This is a genomic window from Photobacterium sp. GB-50 (assembly GCF_003026755.1).
Taxonomy (GTDB): Bacteria; Pseudomonadota; Gammaproteobacteria; order Enterobacterales; family Vibrionaceae; genus Photobacterium.
Genome location: NZ_PYNX01000003.1, coordinates 68,073 through 86,255, shown reverse-complemented (window position 1 = coordinate 86,255; position 18,183 = coordinate 68,073). Strand labels below are relative to the sequence as shown.

Annotated in this window: 12 protein-coding genes; 5 read left to right on the top strand and 7 right to left on the bottom strand. The window is 39.2% G+C overall.

Going from position 1 to position 18,183, the window contains the following annotated elements:
• The first annotated feature begins 70 nt into the window (after window positions 1–70).
• Window positions 71–1,990 carry a biosynthetic arginine decarboxylase gene (speA, locus tag C9J41_RS05450; RefSeq protein ID WP_107294321.1) on the top strand — a complete coding sequence of 640 codons (1,920 nt, stop codon included), beginning with the start codon at window positions 71–73 and terminating at the stop codon, window positions 1,988–1,990.
• Window positions 1,991–2,085: 95 nt separating this feature from the next.
• Window positions 2,086–3,018: an agmatinase gene (gene speB / locus C9J41_RS05445; RefSeq protein WP_107207358.1), complete on the top strand. Its 933-nt coding sequence runs from the start codon at window positions 2,086–2,088 to the stop codon at window positions 3,016–3,018.
• Between the two features lie 357 nt (window positions 3,019–3,375).
• On the opposite strand, the gene C9J41_RS05440 is transcribed toward speB, so the two are convergent.
• From C9J41_RS05440 to C9J41_RS05420, 5 genes are all read right to left on the bottom strand, one after another.
• Window positions 3,376–3,735, bottom strand: coding sequence for a diacylglycerol kinase (locus tag C9J41_RS05440; protein ID WP_107294320.1), 360 nt, complete (start codon window positions 3,733–3,735; stop codon window positions 3,376–3,378).
• 43 nt (window positions 3,736–3,778) lie between these two features.
• Window positions 3,779–5,413: a phosphoethanolamine transferase EptA gene (gene eptA, locus C9J41_RS05435; protein ID WP_107207359.1), complete on the bottom strand. Its 1,635-nt coding sequence runs from the start codon at window positions 5,411–5,413 to the stop codon at window positions 3,779–3,781.
• Between the two features lie 467 nt (window positions 5,414–5,880).
• Window positions 5,881–8,541 carry an alpha-glucosidase gene (ygjK, locus tag C9J41_RS05430; protein WP_107294319.1) on the bottom strand — a complete coding sequence of 887 codons (2,661 nt, stop codon included), beginning with the start codon at window positions 8,539–8,541 and terminating at the stop codon, window positions 5,881–5,883.
• Between the two features lie 751 nt (window positions 8,542–9,292).
• Window positions 9,293–10,696 carry a phosphoethanolamine transferase gene (locus C9J41_RS05425; protein ID WP_107294318.1) on the bottom strand — a complete coding sequence of 468 codons (1,404 nt, stop codon included), beginning with the start codon at window positions 10,694–10,696 and terminating at the stop codon, window positions 9,293–9,295.
• 198 nt (window positions 10,697–10,894) lie between these two features.
• The gene (locus C9J41_RS05420) at window positions 10,895–12,721 is read right to left on the bottom strand and encodes a sodium:proton antiporter (RefSeq protein ID WP_107294317.1); all 1,827 of its coding nucleotides are present in this window, start codon (window positions 12,719–12,721) and stop codon (window positions 10,895–10,897) included.
• Window positions 12,722–13,104: 383 nt separating this feature from the next.
• On the opposite strand from C9J41_RS05420, the gene C9J41_RS05415 reads away from it, so the two are divergent.
• A complete protein-coding gene (locus C9J41_RS05415; protein WP_107207363.1) occupies window positions 13,105–13,326 on the top strand; it encodes a hypothetical protein in 222 nt (73 codons plus the stop codon).
• Window positions 13,327–13,600: 274 nt separating this feature from the next.
• Entirely contained in the window at window positions 13,601–13,819 is a 219-nt protein-coding gene (locus tag C9J41_RS05410) for a hypothetical protein (RefSeq protein ID WP_107207364.1), read from the top strand.
• A 98-nt stretch (window positions 13,820–13,917) separates the two neighbouring features.
• Here C9J41_RS05410 and dbpA read toward each other — a convergent pair whose 3' ends face one another.
• Window positions 13,918–15,303 carry an ATP-dependent RNA helicase DbpA gene (dbpA, locus tag C9J41_RS05405; protein WP_045152533.1) on the bottom strand — a complete coding sequence of 462 codons (1,386 nt, stop codon included), beginning with the start codon at window positions 15,301–15,303 and terminating at the stop codon, window positions 13,918–13,920.
• A 386-nt stretch (window positions 15,304–15,689) separates the two neighbouring features.
• Here dbpA and C9J41_RS05400 point away from each other — a divergent pair, with 386 nt between their 5' ends.
• Entirely contained in the window at window positions 15,690–16,247 is a 558-nt protein-coding gene (locus tag C9J41_RS05400; RefSeq protein WP_107246563.1) for a type II secretion system protein, read from the top strand.
• A gap of 58 nt (window positions 16,248–16,305) precedes the next feature.
• Here C9J41_RS05400 and C9J41_RS05395 read toward each other — a convergent pair whose 3' ends face one another.
• The gene (locus C9J41_RS05395) at window positions 16,306–17,835 is read right to left on the bottom strand and encodes a sodium:alanine symporter family protein (RefSeq protein WP_107294316.1); all 1,530 of its coding nucleotides are present in this window, start codon (window positions 17,833–17,835) and stop codon (window positions 16,306–16,308) included.
• Between the last annotated feature and the right edge of the window lie 348 nt (window positions 17,836–18,183).

The window sequence follows — 18,183 nt, the reverse complement described above, 5'->3', positions numbered from 1 at the left end:
ATTTTCTGCAGTTCTGTAGGGCTTTTGTTCGCCTTAAAAAACTGACGCGTACTTTGCAAGGATTAAGACTATGAGTGAGTGGACAATTAATAACGCACGTGACGTTTATAATACGCCTTACTGGAGCCAAAACTATTTTGATATTGCACAAGATGGTTCAGTGGTTGCACGTCCTAATTTACAAGCTCCCGGCAATACCATTGGTTTATCGCAACTTGCTGATGAACTGATCGCCGCAGGAGCCTCATTACCGGTATTGGTGCGTTTTCCAGAAATAATGCATCACCGTGTCGACAGCTTATGTAGTGTGTTTAACCAAGCTATTGAAAATTATGGCTATACTGGTGACTACCTTGCGGTTTATCCAATCAAAGTAAACCAACAGCAGGAAGTCGTTAGCGAAATTCTTAAAAGCCAATACGCTAAACAACAACGTCAGTTAGGTTTAGAAGCGGGCAGTAAACCAGAGCTTATGGCTGTGCTGGCTATGGCGCAAGAGGCGAGCTCAGTCATTGTTTGTAATGGCTATAAAGATAAAGAATACATTCGCCTTGCACTCATAGGTGAAAAGCTAGGACACGAAGTGTATATCGTCCTAGAAAAACTATCAGAACTACGCATTATCTTAGAGCAAGCAAAAGAGCTTGGCGTTACTCCTCGTCTTGGTTTACGCGTTCGTTTAGCCTCGCAAGGTAAAGGTAAGTGGCAAGCCAGTGGTGGTGAGAAGTCTAAGTTTGGATTATCGGCATCTCAGGTTTTAACTGTGGTAGATGAACTGCGCCAGCGCGATATGCTAGATTGTCTGCAATTGTTGCATTTCCACTTAGGATCGCAAATCGCCAACATTCGTGATGTAAGAAATGGTGTGGGTGAAGCCGGCCGTGTTTACGCAGAATTGAAAAAAATCGGTGTTGGTATTACAACTATAGATGTTGGTGGTGGTTTGGCCGTGGACTATGAAGGTACCCGTTGCCAAAGCAGTTGTTCAATGAACTACAGTATTAACGAATATGCAAACAACATTGTTTATGTATTAGGTGATATTTGTACTGAACATGATATTGCTATGCCACGCATTATTTCAGAATCTGGGCGTAACTTAACGGCGCATCACGCAGTCTTAATCACCGATGTTGTGGGTGTAGAAAGCTACAAACCAGAAAGCATTAGTGCACCTACTGAAGATGCACCACAAGTGCTACAGAACATGTGGATGTCGTGGAAAGAGCTCTCTGAGCATTCCGATCAACGCTCGTTAGTTGAGATCTACCATGATAACCAAAGCGATTTAGCCGAAGTTCACGCCCTATTTGGGGTTGGGATGATCAGCTTTATCGACCGTGCATGGGCAGAGCAAGTTAGCTTACGCCTATGTTACGAATTACAGAAAAAACTCTCAGATAAAAACCGAGCTCACCGCCCGATTTTAGATGAGTTGCATGAGCGTTTAGCGGATAAGTTCTTTGTGAACTTCTCTTTATTCCAATCATTGCCAGATGCATGGGGTATTGATCAAATCTTCCCTGTATTGCCTTTAAGCAATTTGGATAAAGCCCCTGAACGTCGTGCGATTATTTTAGATATCACCTGTGATTCAGATGGTGCCATTGATCAATATGTTGAAAGCCAGGGTATTGAAACCACACTACCGGTTCCAACATGGTCAGCCGAAGAGCCTTACCGTATTGGTTTCTTTATGGTCGGTGCTTATCAAGAAATTTTAGGTGATATGCATAACCTATTTGGTGATACCGACACCGCTGTTGTTCGTACTCGTGCTGACGGTGGTTATGAAATAGAAAAAATTGATCGCGGTGATAGTGTTGGCGATGTATTGCGCTACGTGCATTTAGACTCGAAAGAGTTTTTACGCCAATACCAAACAATGGCTGAGCAACATTTAACTGTTCACGAACGTGATGCAATTTTACAAGAATTAGCAGAAGGTCTTGAAGGTTACACTTACCTCGAAGATGTTCGTGCTATCTAATTAATTTATAGACTAAATAAGGTCCCTATCACGTCAATCCTGTGTGATAGGATGTCTTAACAGGGCTTTGCCCAAGATTGTTGTTGGAGAGAACCATGGCAACATTAGCTAACTACCCAGATTACTCACTATACGCAAATGCGTTTGGTTTTTTGCGTCAACCACTCAACTTCTCACCAATGGAGTCTGATGCTGATGTGGTGATCACTGGTATTCCATTTGATATGGCAACCACGGGTCGTTCTGGGAGTCGCATGGGACCTGGCGCGATTCGCCAAATTTCAACCAACCTAGCATGGGAAGGTAAACGTTGGCCATGGACATTTAACTTATTTAAAACTATCAAGATTGCTGACTGTGGTGATCTGGTATTTGATTGTGGTGATGCCGCACAAATGTGTGAGCGTCTAGAAGCACACGCAACCGGCCTATTAGAACAAGGTAAGGCAATGTTAAGCTTTGGTGGCGATCACTTTGTGACCCTGCCGCTGCTTCGTGCTCACGCTAAGCAGTTCGGTAAAATGGCATTGATCCACTTTGATGCCCACACTGACACTTATGATCAAGGCAGTAAGTTTGATCACGGCACCATGTTCTACCATGCACCGAAAGAAGGGTTAATTGACCCTCACCACTCGGTACAAATTGGTATTCGTACCGATCACTGCGACAGCTTAGGCTTTAACGTGATTGATGCTGGCACTGCTAATGATTGGTCGGTTGAGCAAATCGTTTCAACTATCAAAGAAAAAGTGGGTGATATGCCTGTGTACTTAACCTTTGATATTGACTGTTTAGATCCTGCGTTCGCACCGGGTACAGGTACTCCTGTGTGTGGTGGTTTAACATCAGATAAAGCACTGAAAATTATCCGTGCGCTAGAAGGTATTAACTTAGTTGGTATGGACGTGGTTGAAGTAGCACCGTCTTACGATCACGCTGATATGACATCCCTTGCAGCAGCAACAATTGCAACCGATATGCTGCACCTATGGGCATTAACTCATAAGAAAGCAGATATTAAATAAACGATAAAGCACATGCCTATACCCAAGTAACTTCAAGATGCAGTGTTCAGCGAGACGACCTTAGTTCTCAGGCGCGGCAACGATTCGAAGATATAGTGGTTCTACATTGAGAATCGTTAACAAAGTCTGAGAGCTAAGGACGCTCGCCCTTTGGGAGCGTGTCACTGAGCCGACTTATTGCGTCAGACAACTTGGAAAGAGCTCGCTATTCCGCTTCGTTGCCTTCCTTGAATTCGACTCAGTGACCTCGCTCTGAATCAGGCACCTTGAAGCCACTTGGGTATATAAATACAAAAATGCCAGAGCTTTCACTCTGGCATTTCTTTAAGTGTGCTGTTTTATTATTTTGTGTCGTCGCTAGCTAATTAAGATCCCGCCCCACACAACAACAACCAGTGCCATCGCAACAAATACCGCTGCCGAACCAATGTCTTTCGCTCGGCCACTCAACTCATGGTGTTCAGAACCGATACGATCAACCACTGCCTCAATGGCTGAGTTAATCAACTCAACAATCATCACTAACAACAATGAAGCAATCATGATTGCTCGCTCTACCCCAGTCACCGGTAAGAAAAAGCTAATCACAGTCATTAGCACCAGTAGCACTGACTCTTGGCGAAATGCCGCTTCGTTCTTCCATGCAGCTTTCAATCCTTGAACAGAATAGCCTGCGGCATTAATAATTCGAGTTATTCCCGTCGCACCCGGTTTCATTATTATTTTTCTCTCTATTTATAATCAGTTAGCTAGCATTGCATTAATGGGCGCTAATACTACGACATTGTGAAAATATATCTAGTTTAGGTTCATAAACGTTGGTTTTTACGTCCATCATGCCAAGTAGTGAATGGAACAGATAATCTTGTGAATATCCACCGGCTTGTGCTTCTTTTTCTAAGCAAGCACGGTTAATGTGCTGATTTTTTTGGTATTCAGGTGATAACCATAATATCAGTGGCACAGTGGTTTGCTCTTTCGGTGCAATAGCATAAGGTAAACCATGCAAGTACACGCCATCTTCACCCAAAGATTCACCGTGATCGGCCATATAGAACATCGCTGTATTGGCATGATGATCATCTTGCTTCAACATATCAATCACTTGGCTCAAGATATAGTCGGTATAAACAATGGTGTTATCGTAGGTATTCTTTACCTGCTGCTGAGTACAGTTTTGCAAATCGCTGGTATCACAGGTAGGGGTAAACACTTTAAATTTAGCAGGATAACGATCGTCATAGGTTGGCCCATGACTACCTATAATATGCAGCACAATAAAGGTATCTTGCTTCGCATCATCAATGTATTGCTGCAGGCCTTTCAATAAGATTTGATCGTAGCACGAGCCGTTATGGCACAAGCTAGGATCAATTTCAGCACTCATCTCAACATGTTTAATGCGATCACATGCCCCTTTACAACCACCATCATTATCTTTCCATAACACATCAATCCCCGCGTGGTGCATCACATCTAATACGCCATCTTGGTGACGTGCGGTCATTGGGTTGTAGTTCGCTTTAGTCATATCAGAGAACATACAAGGCACAGAAGCTGCCGTTGCCGTACCGCAAGATTTAACATCTTTAAAGCTGATCACATTCAATTTTGCCAGCTCAGGGTTGGTATCACGATCGTAACCATTGAGTGAATAGTTCATCGAACGTGATGCTTCACCTAATACCATCACCACCACATTCGGTTTACCTGTTTTTTCAGAGATAACAGCGTGTTCATTTACCGCATCAGTGCCAATGTGTTTAAACGGCATCTTCGCTTCAATTAACTGGTACTGCGCATAACGATAAGTGGCTGACAAATAGTTAGTTGGGTTAATCAGCGCCTTAATTTCAGAGTGGTTACGAACCAAAGACGCATAATCTTTATAATACCCAGCAGCAATCAAGCCAATCACTAGCAACGAGACAACAATCGATCCTAATTTTGACAGTAATTCTTTAAAAAAGGGCTTAAATTGTACTTTCATCGACGTAAAGATGATGGCAGGAATAATCCCGATAACCAATAACCATATCCCACCACCGAGCGATAGATAACTGGTCGCTTCACCGGTATTCGTCTCAAAAATATTAACGATCATACCGTAATCGAAAAATACGCCATAGCTGTACATACCATAGGTTGCTAGTGCCGACAGAATAATCAGTACAGGGATCAAAACACGATATATCTTCGGCCAAATAAGTAAGGTAAAGATGATATTTAATGCCGCACAAATAAAGATCGGTATGGATATGGCAAAAATAAGACTATTTGGCGGATTGGCTTCAAATAATTCAGTGATATGTCGCCATAACGCAATATTTTGTATCGCCGTAAAAAACAGTGCGATTAAAAGCGTATATAGCACACTCGTTAAACGAAATTTCATGTGTCTATTCCCAAGAGTATTTATCATCATTTGGTATGGCGTGAACATTGGCATTCCAGTTCACAATTAACGTCATGCCAACCTTGGCGAATCTGTTCCATTTTGGCGGCGAATTATATCTATAAATTCATACAATTAACCAATAACTATATAAATTGCTTTATATCTTAAATGCAAACAAAGATTCAGCTAATGGATAGTGACGTTTTCATACCATCTTCTTTTCACCTTTTAGTAAATATAGAAGATGTACGATAACTGCACCCATGTCGAAAAAAGGTCAAAGCAATATATTCACGCGTTGAATTATGAATAAATAAGCTGTTTACATCCTGACAGGAGATAGAACAAGATACAGTTTTCACCGCTTTGATATAAAAAACGCCAATACGTTCTCTGTATTGGCGTTGGAGTTATCAACATTAGGGGGATTAATGCTGAATCAAATTAACTTTTCACTGAACGACTTATTTCAAAAAGTCGTTGTATAGCATGTAAAGGTGAGCAGAACTCCATGAGAAGTTATTTGCGCCCTGCACCGCCCCTGTTTCAGGGTTGTAATTTTCCTGAATCGGAAGCTGCTTAGTTAAACCTTCTGCATTAGTAAAAAGTTTATTTACCATCTCATGCGCTTCTTTGGTATAGCCATAATTCGCCATCCCCTTCACACCAAAATAAAACTGATCAATCCATACGCGACCACGCCAGTAAATATCGGCACCATAAGCTGGGTTATCAGCCGATGCAGTCCCCAGTGGCACTGTCGTATTAAACTTTCTGGTATCCATCATGTTTGCAACGACCGCTTTAGCTGTCACTTCTGTTGCAGCACCATTAAACAGCGGTGACCAACCTTCAGCACCCATGCCTCGTTTTACAATTGGCTTACCCGCGCAACCATTATTTAATTCTTTCGCTTCAGAACTATCAATATTGATGTCGTAGTAGAAACCAGTGTCAGTATCAAACATACATTTATTAATGTAGTCCCTAGTCTCTACTGCTTTTTGCGTAAAGGTTTCTGCGGCATCGCTATGACCTAATACCTCAGCAATTTGAGCAAGATATTTGTTATCGCTGTACCAGTATGAAGCTTGGTCGACCGATTCTTGCATCAGTGAGTAACCAATCACTTCACCAGATGCGTCTTTGTTCTCACTAAACTTCACCTGCCAATCTTTTTTCGCCAGATTCAGTTTTGCAGTATTAACCGCATCAGTATTACGGTAAGTCACAGTCTTAGCATTGATATTATAACTATTATCAAACTCGTACTTCTTTTTCGCATAACGACCTAGCTGATCGATGGTAGCAATTTCGTCAGAATCAGTCAGCCCTTGCGCATCAGCAATAGTGTCGATAAAACCAAATACCGCGGCATCATCACGACCTGACTCCCAAGACGCTGCAGTCTGTGCAGGGCTGCTAATATCAACGTAATTGCCCGACTCTAACAGTGCATTGTAATTATCAATACCATAAGCCACTTGCCATTCTGTATCGCCTTCTAACTTATATTTGTAAATAAGCTGGCCATCTTTCGTGTGCTCAGGATCCACTGCCGCACCGTATTCAGGAATACCGTTCTTATTAGTATCACGTGCAGTTAACCACCAATCATGGTATGCCACTAACTGTGGGTACATCTCTTCAAGCCATGCTTTGGCATCACTTGGACGGTTATATTTATCTTTCAGCGCTGTGTAGACTTCCCATACCGCCCATGACGCCAGTGATGGTTTTGTATTACGCTCATTCCATGTTTGTGCATCATTAAATTCGGTTAAGCCCAATGCATCTCCACGTTGCTGAGACATGTTCATACCCACCACATCAAGCAAATAGCCTTTATCATATGGACGTAACACATCGTCAGCTTTCACTTGGTGTTCAAACACTGTGCGAATGTTTTCCATCGCAAGATCAGGATTGAAATGCGCCATTGCATACGCTTGTTTCCACGTATCCCACGGCCACGTTAAGTTACCAGAGAACCAACGTGCGGTTACCGATGGCGTTACTGTATCATGGCTTACCATACCAGCGGGGCTGCGCCAGTTACCAGTTAAGGTTTCAATCGCTTTCACTGCAACCCGCTCTTGTTCTGTCGTTGCATTGTCATTTACTAAACCATGACTTAAGTAACTTTCCCAACGACTAGTGGTCGCATTCATATATTTAATAGGATTTTTCAAAATATCAGCCACAACTGGCTGCTCTTGTTTCCACTCATCCGCCGTTAAAGTATGACTAAAGACGGTATAGATCTTGGTTTCTTTTTCATTACCAATATCTGACGTTGATTGATATTCCAAACCCTTTACTGTTGTTTTAGCGGCAATACTGCGATCAATATAAAAAGCTGAATCACCACGGGTTCTCACCCACCATGAATCACGCTCTTTACCAAACTGTAGAGTAATATTCCCATGATTATCCGTTGTTAAAGTACGCGTTAAATCAGGTAATTGTTCAGCGACTGTTGCTTCATAACATTCTTGCTTATCATCTTTATCTAATTCACTGCATACTGGCTTTTCAACACCATCTAGGGCGTAGAAACGTTCAACTAATTTGCCGTCCCACAATAACGTAAGATCTTGACCACTATTATTAGTAACGGCCGTCTCAACCAATGAGGAACGAGAAGAAACAAACTGCAATGTCATCTCAACACGAATATCATCGGCGGTTAATGTTTGAATTAACGCGCCAGGAATACTGTAAGCAACAGCTTTAAAATCAACAGGCTGACCATCTTTTAAAATAGATAATTTATCGAAATACTCTGCTACCGAAGTATTATATTCTTCAGCGATAGCCGTCACACCAAAGCCACCTTTATTTTCTGGATTTGCTTTTAAATCTGGTAATAGGTGACCATGCCACGCGCCGTCATCATGTAATGGCGTATAAGCCATGTGATTACCCGCTCCAACTTCTGCAAGGTGTTTTGGTGTACCTGTGCGATCAATAATGTCTTTAAACTGCAGGGCTAATTCTGGTTTCTTTTTCTCTTCAGACGATGAACTAGACGAATCATCACTATTACAGCCAGCAGTCAATAATAAAGAGCCGATCACTGCGGCAAGTAATGTTTTCTTAGTTACTATTGGATTATTCGTCATTGTTACACCTTTAATATAAAGAGACATTCCACATGGAATTAATATTATTTTTATGGGTAGAGTATTTTGGTATTGCGCTATAAGCGGAGGGAATATTAAAGACAAATAAAAACACTAAAATTGAAGTAAATCACAAAAATAAACCTACTTAAATTCAGCTTAAGTATGGAATGTAACAATCATATACAAGTATAAGAAATAAAATCCATTATATTTTTGAAGTAAATTCACACTATTAATTTATATAGGTTGATTATCTTTTAATCTGAATAAAAACGATAAATAAAAATTAGATCTTCTCCTCAAATAATCATGTTAACTATGATATTTGTTCTACAAACATCCCTTATTAAAAATAAGTTATGTAACATTAGTAACAAGAACAAGGTGTAAAGTAACAATTGAAATTACTATTTTTTGTTTTATTTCTTGATAAATATCACAGTCATTTACTTACATAATATAAATATACTTCCTTAATTCTTTTCCATTAACTATCCAATCCTTTAATTTTTCGGAAAAAGCAGCAAAAATTAACTATTGATGTACAAAAAATTCTTCCTTTTTATTGCATTAATGCTCAAAAATAACCTCGTTGATAAATAGACTACATTTATAACAACATACATCACCATTTATATTTGACGATAAAAACCCTAATCAAGCGTATGAAAAAGGCCAAGTGTTACCCACTTGGCCTTCATTAAAATCATTAACCTATTAAAGAACGAAACATAAGCGAATGTTTACTTTATATTTTCACCGCAGGATCGGGGGCTAGATGATTGAAATCAACCATTTTGCTGTAATTAAACACACGAATATTTTTATCGTGTATCTGATCTAAAGTTAATGGCATTACTTTTTTTGATTCAATCCCAGTCCAATCTGAAAATAACGATAAAAAGTGATAAGCACTAACTTGCTTTTTCAACATCTCATGTTGCTTGCTATCACTTGATAAAATAAAGAATGGCACTTCATAATTTGATTTATGATCCTCTCCGTGTACTAAATAAACATCTTTACCTTTGTTATTTTTATCGCTTAAGCCATGATCAGAGAAATACATTAATGAATATGATTGCTGACTATTTTTTAATATCCCTACCATATTTTTCATTAGCGCATCAAATTCTCGATATGTTGATAAATAACAAGACAGTTGTTTATCTTTTAAATGATAATCATCATGCTTTATTCGACGACAAAATTTTGCGTGTGATCCCATTAAATGAACAACAATCAACTTATGCTGCTTCGTTGGTTCCAGCAAAGCCTGTTTAAATAAAGGTAACAAATCGGAGTCTTGATAATTAATTGAACCATTAAAACTGCCATTTTTCAAAAAATGCGTTTCATTACTTAAAATTGCAAATTTTGAAATAGGCGTATCATAACGTCCTATTTTTCCTTGATTAGATAACCAGTACGTTTTAAACCCTGCGCTATTAGCAAGATTAATAAAGTTAATATTAGGCTTGAACGTTAGCCCTTGGCTTAAAGAAAGCGTACGTGGTAATGAAGTTGTTGTATTTGGTGCCGTTGAAATATAGCCATTTAAAAACAAGCCATTGGCAGTATCTAAGTACGGGGTTGTCTTCGCTGGATAACCATATAATGACATATAGTCACGACGCATACTCTCACCAATAACAACAATATAGTTTTGATATTGAGGTGTAACCTGCTGAATATCCAAATTCACTTTATGCGAGAAAGCAGCCTCAAGTGCCTTTTCTTGCACAAAGTAATCAGTAACAGATTGATAACCGCGTACAAAAAGATGGTTATAAGGTGAAAAATAGAGAAGTACCAATCCAATGACTAACGGAATATCATGTTTAAGTTGATAAGATGTTTTCTTAAATGCAAAGACAAGAATTAAAATAAATAAGCTGGCTGACCAAGGAATAATATCCGATGGAATATTTGAAATAAACTCTAATGCTTCTTGCTTGTTCGTATCTAATAATGACGCAACAGATCCAATATTAGGTGGACCATAAATCATACCTACTGGTAAATAAAGCCAACTTATAATAAACAATGGTAATAACAAGCAGTATTTTACTTGCTTAAATCCAGCGAGGATCATAACACCAACACAATACACCAATAATGATAACAAGTAATTGTGGTGCTTTGCTCCCATTGCAGTGGTCGATAATACAACAAGAAAAATTGATATTATAAGATCAAAGAGAAAGCGCTTATTTTTTATAAGCATTCTTATTTTTTGTTTCACGGTAAGCCACGATATTCTAAAAACTAAGTGGAAGATATTAACATATAAGAAAAAGAAAAAGGCACGTTTAACGTGCCTTTATCATTATGATGATAGCTAGAAGAGCTAAACTTCTGTTTTTATATCTTTAACTTCTTCTGAAACTTTTAATTCTTTAATTAAAGAAACTATCGTCCATCCCGCCTTCACAGCAAATTCATCGTTAACCGTATATGTATAAATATAACCTTTAGGATCAATCGCAAACATTGGAATAAGTTGACTTGCTTTATACTGCGCGTAGTAATCTTCTAACGTAAAGTTATCACTCAACTTAGTATGTTTAATCTCACCACCTTGGTTAATCAAACTCGCTAATTTCTTATAGCTAATATCTTCACCAAATAAAGCAGCACCATTATGCGCTTGAGATGCTGAGTGTTTCTCTAAACCACTATTATGCCGACGCCCGTTCAAACGGAACACATTACGGCTACCAAAGTCACTTTCAAAGTGCATAGCTGCTACTGCATTAAAATGCTTATCTGGTGTTAACGCTAATAAATGGCCAATACCAATCACATCTAAATACTCATCAGCATGGCTTGATACGGCATTACCGTAATAGGTTTCAAGCCCAGCCATACGTGCGGCACGAATATAATCCCAATTAGAATCTGTCACCACGACACGGCAATCATATTTTTTTAATGCTAACGCAATAGTGCGCGCAACGTCATTCGCACCAACAATTATAAAGCCTTTAGGTGAAGGCTCCGCAACGCCCAGTAACTTAGCCATTGGTCGCGCAGTTAAACTTTGCAAGACCACTGTGCCAATAATCACCATAAAGGTTAGTGGGACTAATAGTTCTGCACCTGCTACCCCATCGTTTGAAAGCTTTAACGCAAACAACGCTGAAATAGCTGCCGCAACAATACCTCGTGGCGCTACCCAAGCTAAAAACAGTTTTTCTTTAAAGGCTAACTGACTAAACATAGTGGAAATGAAAATAGATACTGGGCGTGACAACAGTTGAATCACCACAAATACAGCGATAGCTCCCCAACCTAATGCATGGAAATCAGACATTTGAATGCGTGATGCTAGGATCAAGAACAAACCAGAAATCAGTAAGATTGTTAAGTTTTCTTTAAAGTGCAAAATATGCTGAATATTGACGTCTTTCGCATTCGCCAGCCACATGCCCATCACTGTAACAGCCAATAATCCAGCTTCTGGCTCTAACGCATTAGCCGCTGAAAATACTCCAAGTACTAATGCTAAAACAGCAAACGGTTGGAGATATTCTGGCAGTAAATGACGACGTAATACATGCGCTAATAGCCAACCTGCAACACCACCGAGCACCAGACCCACCAGCAACATAAGACCAAAAACTTCAACACTATGGATGGTGCTACTAGAGACGATAAACTCATAAACAATAACAACGAAAATTGCACCAATGGGATCAATTAAAATCCCTTCCCACCGTAAAATATTAGCAAGTTTGGCTTGTGGCCTAACGGTACGTAATAGCGGCACAATCACCGTCGGCCCTGTTACAACTGTCATAGAACCAAACAGCAAGGCTAATGGCCAACTAAAATCCAATAAGTAATGAGTAGCGACACTGGTGATCATCCATGTAATGATTGCCCCAACAGTGACAATAGATTTTACATTACGCCTTACATTTTTAATTTCATCAAAATTTAGGGTCAAGCTGCCTTCAAATAGAATCACAGCAACTGATAATGAAATTAATGGAAACAGTAAATCACCAAATAAAATATTAGGGTTAAATACTCCTGTCACAGGCCCTATTATTAATCCAGCCATCAATAATAATAAAATAGCTGGCAATTTCATTCGCCATGCTAACCATTGACAGCTCAGGCCTAAAACACCTAATCCCGCGATAGTTAGGCCAATCATTTCTTCATGCATGAGGTCATACTCTATAGCTTAATACACATCACATTATTTATGTGATTTTAAAATATAACGAATATAGCTCGCTATATTCTTATCTGCCCAATATAACTAAAGCTATTGTTTGCCACTACCTAACTAATAAATGGGTGCTGAGTTCAACCTTATCATTTTGTTGCTCATATTTAGAACAAATAGATGACAAAAATGAGGATTTCAAAACAAGGATAAGATAAAGAGACGAGACTATTTGTTGCCATTTTTACGCAAATAAGTCACTTAGAAACAAACAACCAAAAGTAAAAAATGAGATCTCAATAACGCTATAAACATAAATAATTGCCTGTGGGTATCTTAGGGCTATTCTTCTTGCACAGGAAGATTATAAGGTTATCAGTATGGCTACATTAAATATTACATTCGCTGCAAATGAAAAGTTCATTGCTAAGATCCCTCCAACTCACGAACTGCAACTTTGGAAGATGGTTGCAATTTCTTTAAAAGAAGAAGATGAAGCTAATGACATCTACAGCTTTTTAAGTATTGATGATCACTCTTTTAAAGTGCCTCAACACCTAGGTGAAACCATTTATGTTCAGTACCAACATTATTTTTTATAGCCTTTTCCTGAATCTCTAAATGAAGTTATTCAACCTGTTTTACAAAAGTCGATATTGCATCGGCTTTTTTTCTATCATCTTATCTTATTTAAACGGCTCTAATAGCTAACTCTAAATATTCATAACCTCAACCAGCTTATTTATAATAACTATTCAAAAAATTCTGATAAGCAAGCGGTATTTTGGGATATTAATGCCATAAAAACCGCATAACTATTGCTTAAAGGAATAATTATGCATATCATCGCTCAACTTTACCACTGTATTATTCCGCATGGCCATTTTAACAATAAATTTCAATAGTGATGAAAAACTCATCGCTGATATACCACTAAATCGTGAATTACAATTATGGAAAACAATTGCGATAGCTATCAACTCCATTGATGAGGATGAGCGTGACTGTACCTTGTGTATTGATGAACATTCATTCCAATTGACTTACTACCTTAGTGAGTTAATTTACTCTCAATACCAACACTACTTCTTATAAAACACTTTGTTATATCGTGATTTATTACTATTGAATTGGAAAAAAGCCGATATTACTATCGGCTTTTCTTTAGATTTTTTATTTGATTAAAAGTGCAGTTAGCGTAATTGACGAGAGCGGAAGTTACGACCTTTAATTCGACCGTTTTCTAACTTCTTCAATGCAGCACGTGCAACTTCACGCTTCACTGCTACATAAGCGCAGAAGTCAAAGACATTAATTTTACCCACATCACTACCAGCGATACCATTTTCACCCGTCAATGCACCTAAAATATCCCCCGGACGGACTTTCTGTTTTTTACCGCCATCAATCATTAACGTTACCATTTCAGGGCGGAACGTTGGTTGATCTAATAGATGCTCGGCTGGTAACGCTTCACCTGAGATTGGGCGATCTAGGTAATCTTCAAGTAATGCGATTTTATAATGTTCTTTATCGCTAAATAACGAACAAGCAATACCTTTACTACCTGCACGACCAGTACGACCAATACGGTGCACATGCACTTCAGTATCACGTGCTAAGTGATAGTTAATCACCGCATCAAGATTATCAATATCAAGGCCACGTGCAGCCACATCAGTTGCCACTAGAATTGAACGGCTTTTATTAGCAAACAATACTAAAGTGCGATCACGTTCACGCTGCTCTAAATCACCGTGTAATGCAATTGAGCTAAAGCCGTAATCTTCAAGATCATCAGAAATTTCTTGTGCTTCACGCTTGGTATTACAAAAAATCACACATGACTCAGGGCGATGCTGGCTAAGTAACAAACGTACAGCACGTAAGCGGTCATCATTACTCTCTACTTTATAAAAGTGCTGAGAGATGCTGCTATTATCGTGGTTAGATTCAACTTTCACTTCAACAGGGTTACGCATAATACGTTTTGCAATAGAAGCAATTTGAGTTGGATAGGTTGCACTAAACAGCAGTGTTTGACGATCGCTTGGCGCAACATCAGTGATTGCATCTAATGAGTCTTGAAAACCCATCTCTAACATTCGGTCAGCTTCATCAAGCACTAACGTATTTAGTTCATCTAAACATAGAAAGCCTTTACGAACGTGTTCTTCTACACGACCCGGCGTGCCCACAATAATATGTGCACCATGCTCTAATGAACCAATCTGTGGCCCAAAAGGTGTGCCGCCACATAATGTTAAAACTTTAATATTGTGAATAGCACGAGCTAAACGACGAATTTCTTTTGCGACTTGATCAGCAAGCTCACGCGTTGGGCATAATACTAGCGTCTGCACACGAAAGCGTTTTACTTTTAGATTCTGTAGTAATCCCAAGCCAAATGCTGCTGTTTTACCTGAACCTGTTTTACCTTGAGCAATAACATCTTTTCCCTCAAGAATTAAAGGTAGGCTTTGCGCTTGGATCGGCGTCATTGCGTCGTAACCTAATGACGTTAAGTTACTGAGCAAATCAGGGTTAAGGTTTAACGTAGAAAAAGCAGTCTGGCTCAAAATTATGTCCTGTATACAACTAACACACCATAGCGTGTTTTTAGAATATCAGCATGTTGATTTAGCAAGCATGCGTAAGGGGTGCGACACTAACAGCTAATGGGCATGCTGACAATCTACTTCAACAGGATCAACCCATTTGTTTATTTAGCGCTGCGCTAATATCTCTTTCCATTGACCGACTAAAATCAATGTTTCGTCACATCAAGGTTATCTTTTAAAACGTTAAGCAATTCGTATTCACTAGCATTCAACAAATAGCGCTTAAAATGAATAACAAACCAAAATAATACCCTATAATAGATAATTATATTGCCAAAATATCACCTAGGAATACAATCCACAAAAAACACCACTCAAGTTGAATGATGTATGAGTTATCCCCGATGAAAAAGAATGGTTTTACTTTAATAGAGCTTATCGTTGTTATTGTTATTCTTGGTATTTTAGCAGTAGTCGCTGCGCCTAAGTTTATGAACCTACAAAATGATGCCAGAGATGCCTCATTAAGAGGGCTTGAAGGCTCATTAAAATCCGTATTTGGAACAACGTATTCTAAACTAGCCGTTGCAGGACTAGAGAATGAGCCTTACGTTGCAACACGAAATAAAGGTAGTTATGACGGTGCGGGAGTTTATGCCGCAGATCTAAAAATCCCCGGCTGTTCGAGTAAACCTGGTCATGACTGTGTATTTGCTTATGGCTATCCGCTTAATGATAGCGGCACATTAAAGAACTTAATTGATAATTTTAATACTGACTGGCGTATTACCAATCATGCAGGAGAAAACAGAATCACCTTTAAACAATTTGCTGAACAAGCAAAGAATGATGAAGGTCACTTCATCGGTTATAAAATGAATCGTGATAACTGTTACCTAACCTATACGCCTGCATCATCAACAGCATCAGGTTATAAGCTAACGTTTACTCCTTGCAAATAGCCCAAACATAAAAATGCCGAGCATATTGCTCGGCATTTTTCTATTTAACAGCTATACCTTATTGCTTAGCAAGTTTCGCTGCAGCTTTACCTTGTTCTTTGATCTCACCGTTTTTCAAACGTAGTAGGTAATCTTTCAAATCACGTTTTACTTCTGGTGCCATGATGTATAGACCGACAATGTTAACCAGTGCCATTGAGAAGATCATTGCATCAGAGAAGTCGATAACAGGACCTAGGTTCATTGATGCACCGATAACAACGAAAGTACAGAACATCAGTTTAAACGCCATCTCCGCTTTCTTACTTTCACCGAATAGGTACGTCCACGCTTTAAGGCCATAGTAAGACCAAGAGATCATGGTAGAAAAAGCAAACAGAACAACCGCGACAGCAAGTACCAATGGGAACCAAGAAATTGAGCTACCAAATGCTGCTGAAGTTAGTTCTACACCTGCAAGGCCTGAACCTAATTGACCCGTAATAATGATAACCAGTGCAGTCATCGTACAAATCACAACCGTATCGATAAACGGTTCTAACAGAGATACATAACCTTCAGAAATTGGCTCTTTGGTTTTAACCGCTGAGTGAGCAATCGCCGCTGAACCCACACCCGCTTCATTCGAGAACGCTGCACGTTTAAAGCCTTGGATTAGCACACCAATCACACCACCAGTAATACCTTCACCAGTAAATGCACCATTAATAATTTGAGCAAATGCATCATCAATCAGATTGTAGTTCATCACAAGGATAACTAACGCTGCACCAACATAAGTAATCGCCATGAATGGAACAACTTTCGCTGTTACTTTAGCAATCGACTTAATACCACCAATGATAACGAATGCCACCAATAGCGCGAGGATCAAGCCAAACAACCAACCTTTATCAGCAAAGAAAGATAAGTCGCCACCTGTTACACCAACAACTTGCTTATACGCTTGGTTGGCTTGGAACATGTTACCGCCGCCTAACGCGCCACCAATCGCAAAGATTGAAAACAGAACCGCAAGCGTACGACCTAATGCTGCATTGCCACGTTTTTCTAAACCTTGGCTTAGGTAGTACATAGGACCACCAGAGACAGTGCCATCTAGATTATAAGTACGGTATTTAACGGCAAGTGAACACTCAACAAATTTAGTCGACATGCCCAGTAAGCCAGCAAGGATCATCCAGAATGTTGCACCAGCGCCACCAATTGTCACAGCAACAGCAACACCTGCGATATTACCTAAACCAACAGTACCAGAAAGCGCTGTCGATAAAGCCTGAAATGGCGTGACATCACCACTGTCTTTAGGATCGGCATAGTCCCCTTTAACAATTTTAACGGCGTGTTTAAAACCACGAATATTGATAAAGCCCATGTAAGCGGTAAAAAATACAGCGGCTACAACAAGCCAAAGTACAATCCACGGTGCTTGAACATCAGTAAAAGGAAGAGGAATAGAGGAGAAAATCATTCCAACAAAAGGGTTAACAATCGGGGCAACAACTTCATTAATCTTCTCATCGAGAGAGCTAGCAAAGGTGCTACCTGATGCGCCAAGCATGGCAGCTGTCATTAAAATTTTATTCATACAACATCCTTGTTTGAATGTTCAACATTCATATTTATAGTTTTTACATTGTGTTTACACTTTTAACATAGCAACATCCTAAATTTGAATAAAGCCCCTATCATAAAAGTATGAAACAAGCGTTTCATATAACAAAAATAACAATCAACTTACTTACCAATAAAGGACTGAAAAAACAAAAACCAATTAAAAACAATAGGATAAACACAAAAAGGCAGACAGTGACGCTATTTTAAGAATGGGAATTAAACAAGCGGATGAGAATAAGAATTATATAAATCGCATATCTCTTACAAAAAAAAGCGCGAATTATGGGGAATATCTTACACAGATTAGCATTTTTATCTG

Bases quoted from the DNA above. Each gene is read 5' to 3' on its own strand.
- C9J41_RS05395 (WP_107294316.1), bottom strand. From the start codon at position 17,835: ATGAATAAAATTTTAATGACAGCTGCCATGCTTGGCGCATCAGGTAGC.
- C9J41_RS05425 (WP_107294318.1), bottom strand. From the start codon at position 10,696: ATGGGAGCAAAGCACCACAATTACTTGTTATCATTATTGGTGTATTGT.
- eptA (WP_107207359.1), bottom strand. From the start codon at position 5,413: ATGAAATTTCGTTTAACGAGTGTGCTATATACGCTTTTAATCGCACTG.
- C9J41_RS05400 (WP_107246563.1), top strand. From the start codon at position 15,690: ATGAAAAAGAATGGTTTTACTTTAATAGAGCTTATCGTTGTTATTGTT.
- speB (WP_107207358.1), top strand. From the start codon at position 2,086: ATGGCAACATTAGCTAACTACCCAGATTACTCACTATACGCAAATGCG.
- C9J41_RS05415 (WP_107207363.1), top strand. From the start codon at position 13,105: ATGGCTACATTAAATATTACATTCGCTGCAAATGAAAAGTTCATTGCT.
- C9J41_RS05410 (WP_107207364.1), top strand. From the start codon at position 13,601: ATGGCCATTTTAACAATAAATTTCAATAGTGATGAAAAACTCATCGCT.
- C9J41_RS05420 (WP_107294317.1), bottom strand. From the start codon at position 12,721: ATGCATGAAGAAATGATTGGCCTAACTATCGCGGGATTAGGTGTTTTA.
- speA (WP_107294321.1), top strand. From the start codon at position 71: ATGAGTGAGTGGACAATTAATAACGCACGTGACGTTTATAATACGCCT.
- C9J41_RS05440 (WP_107294320.1), bottom strand. From the start codon at position 3,735: ATGAAACCGGGTGCGACGGGAATAACTCGAATTATTAATGCCGCAGGC.
- ygjK (WP_107294319.1), bottom strand. From the start codon at position 8,541: ATGACGAATAATCCAATAGTAACTAAGAAAACATTACTTGCCGCAGTG.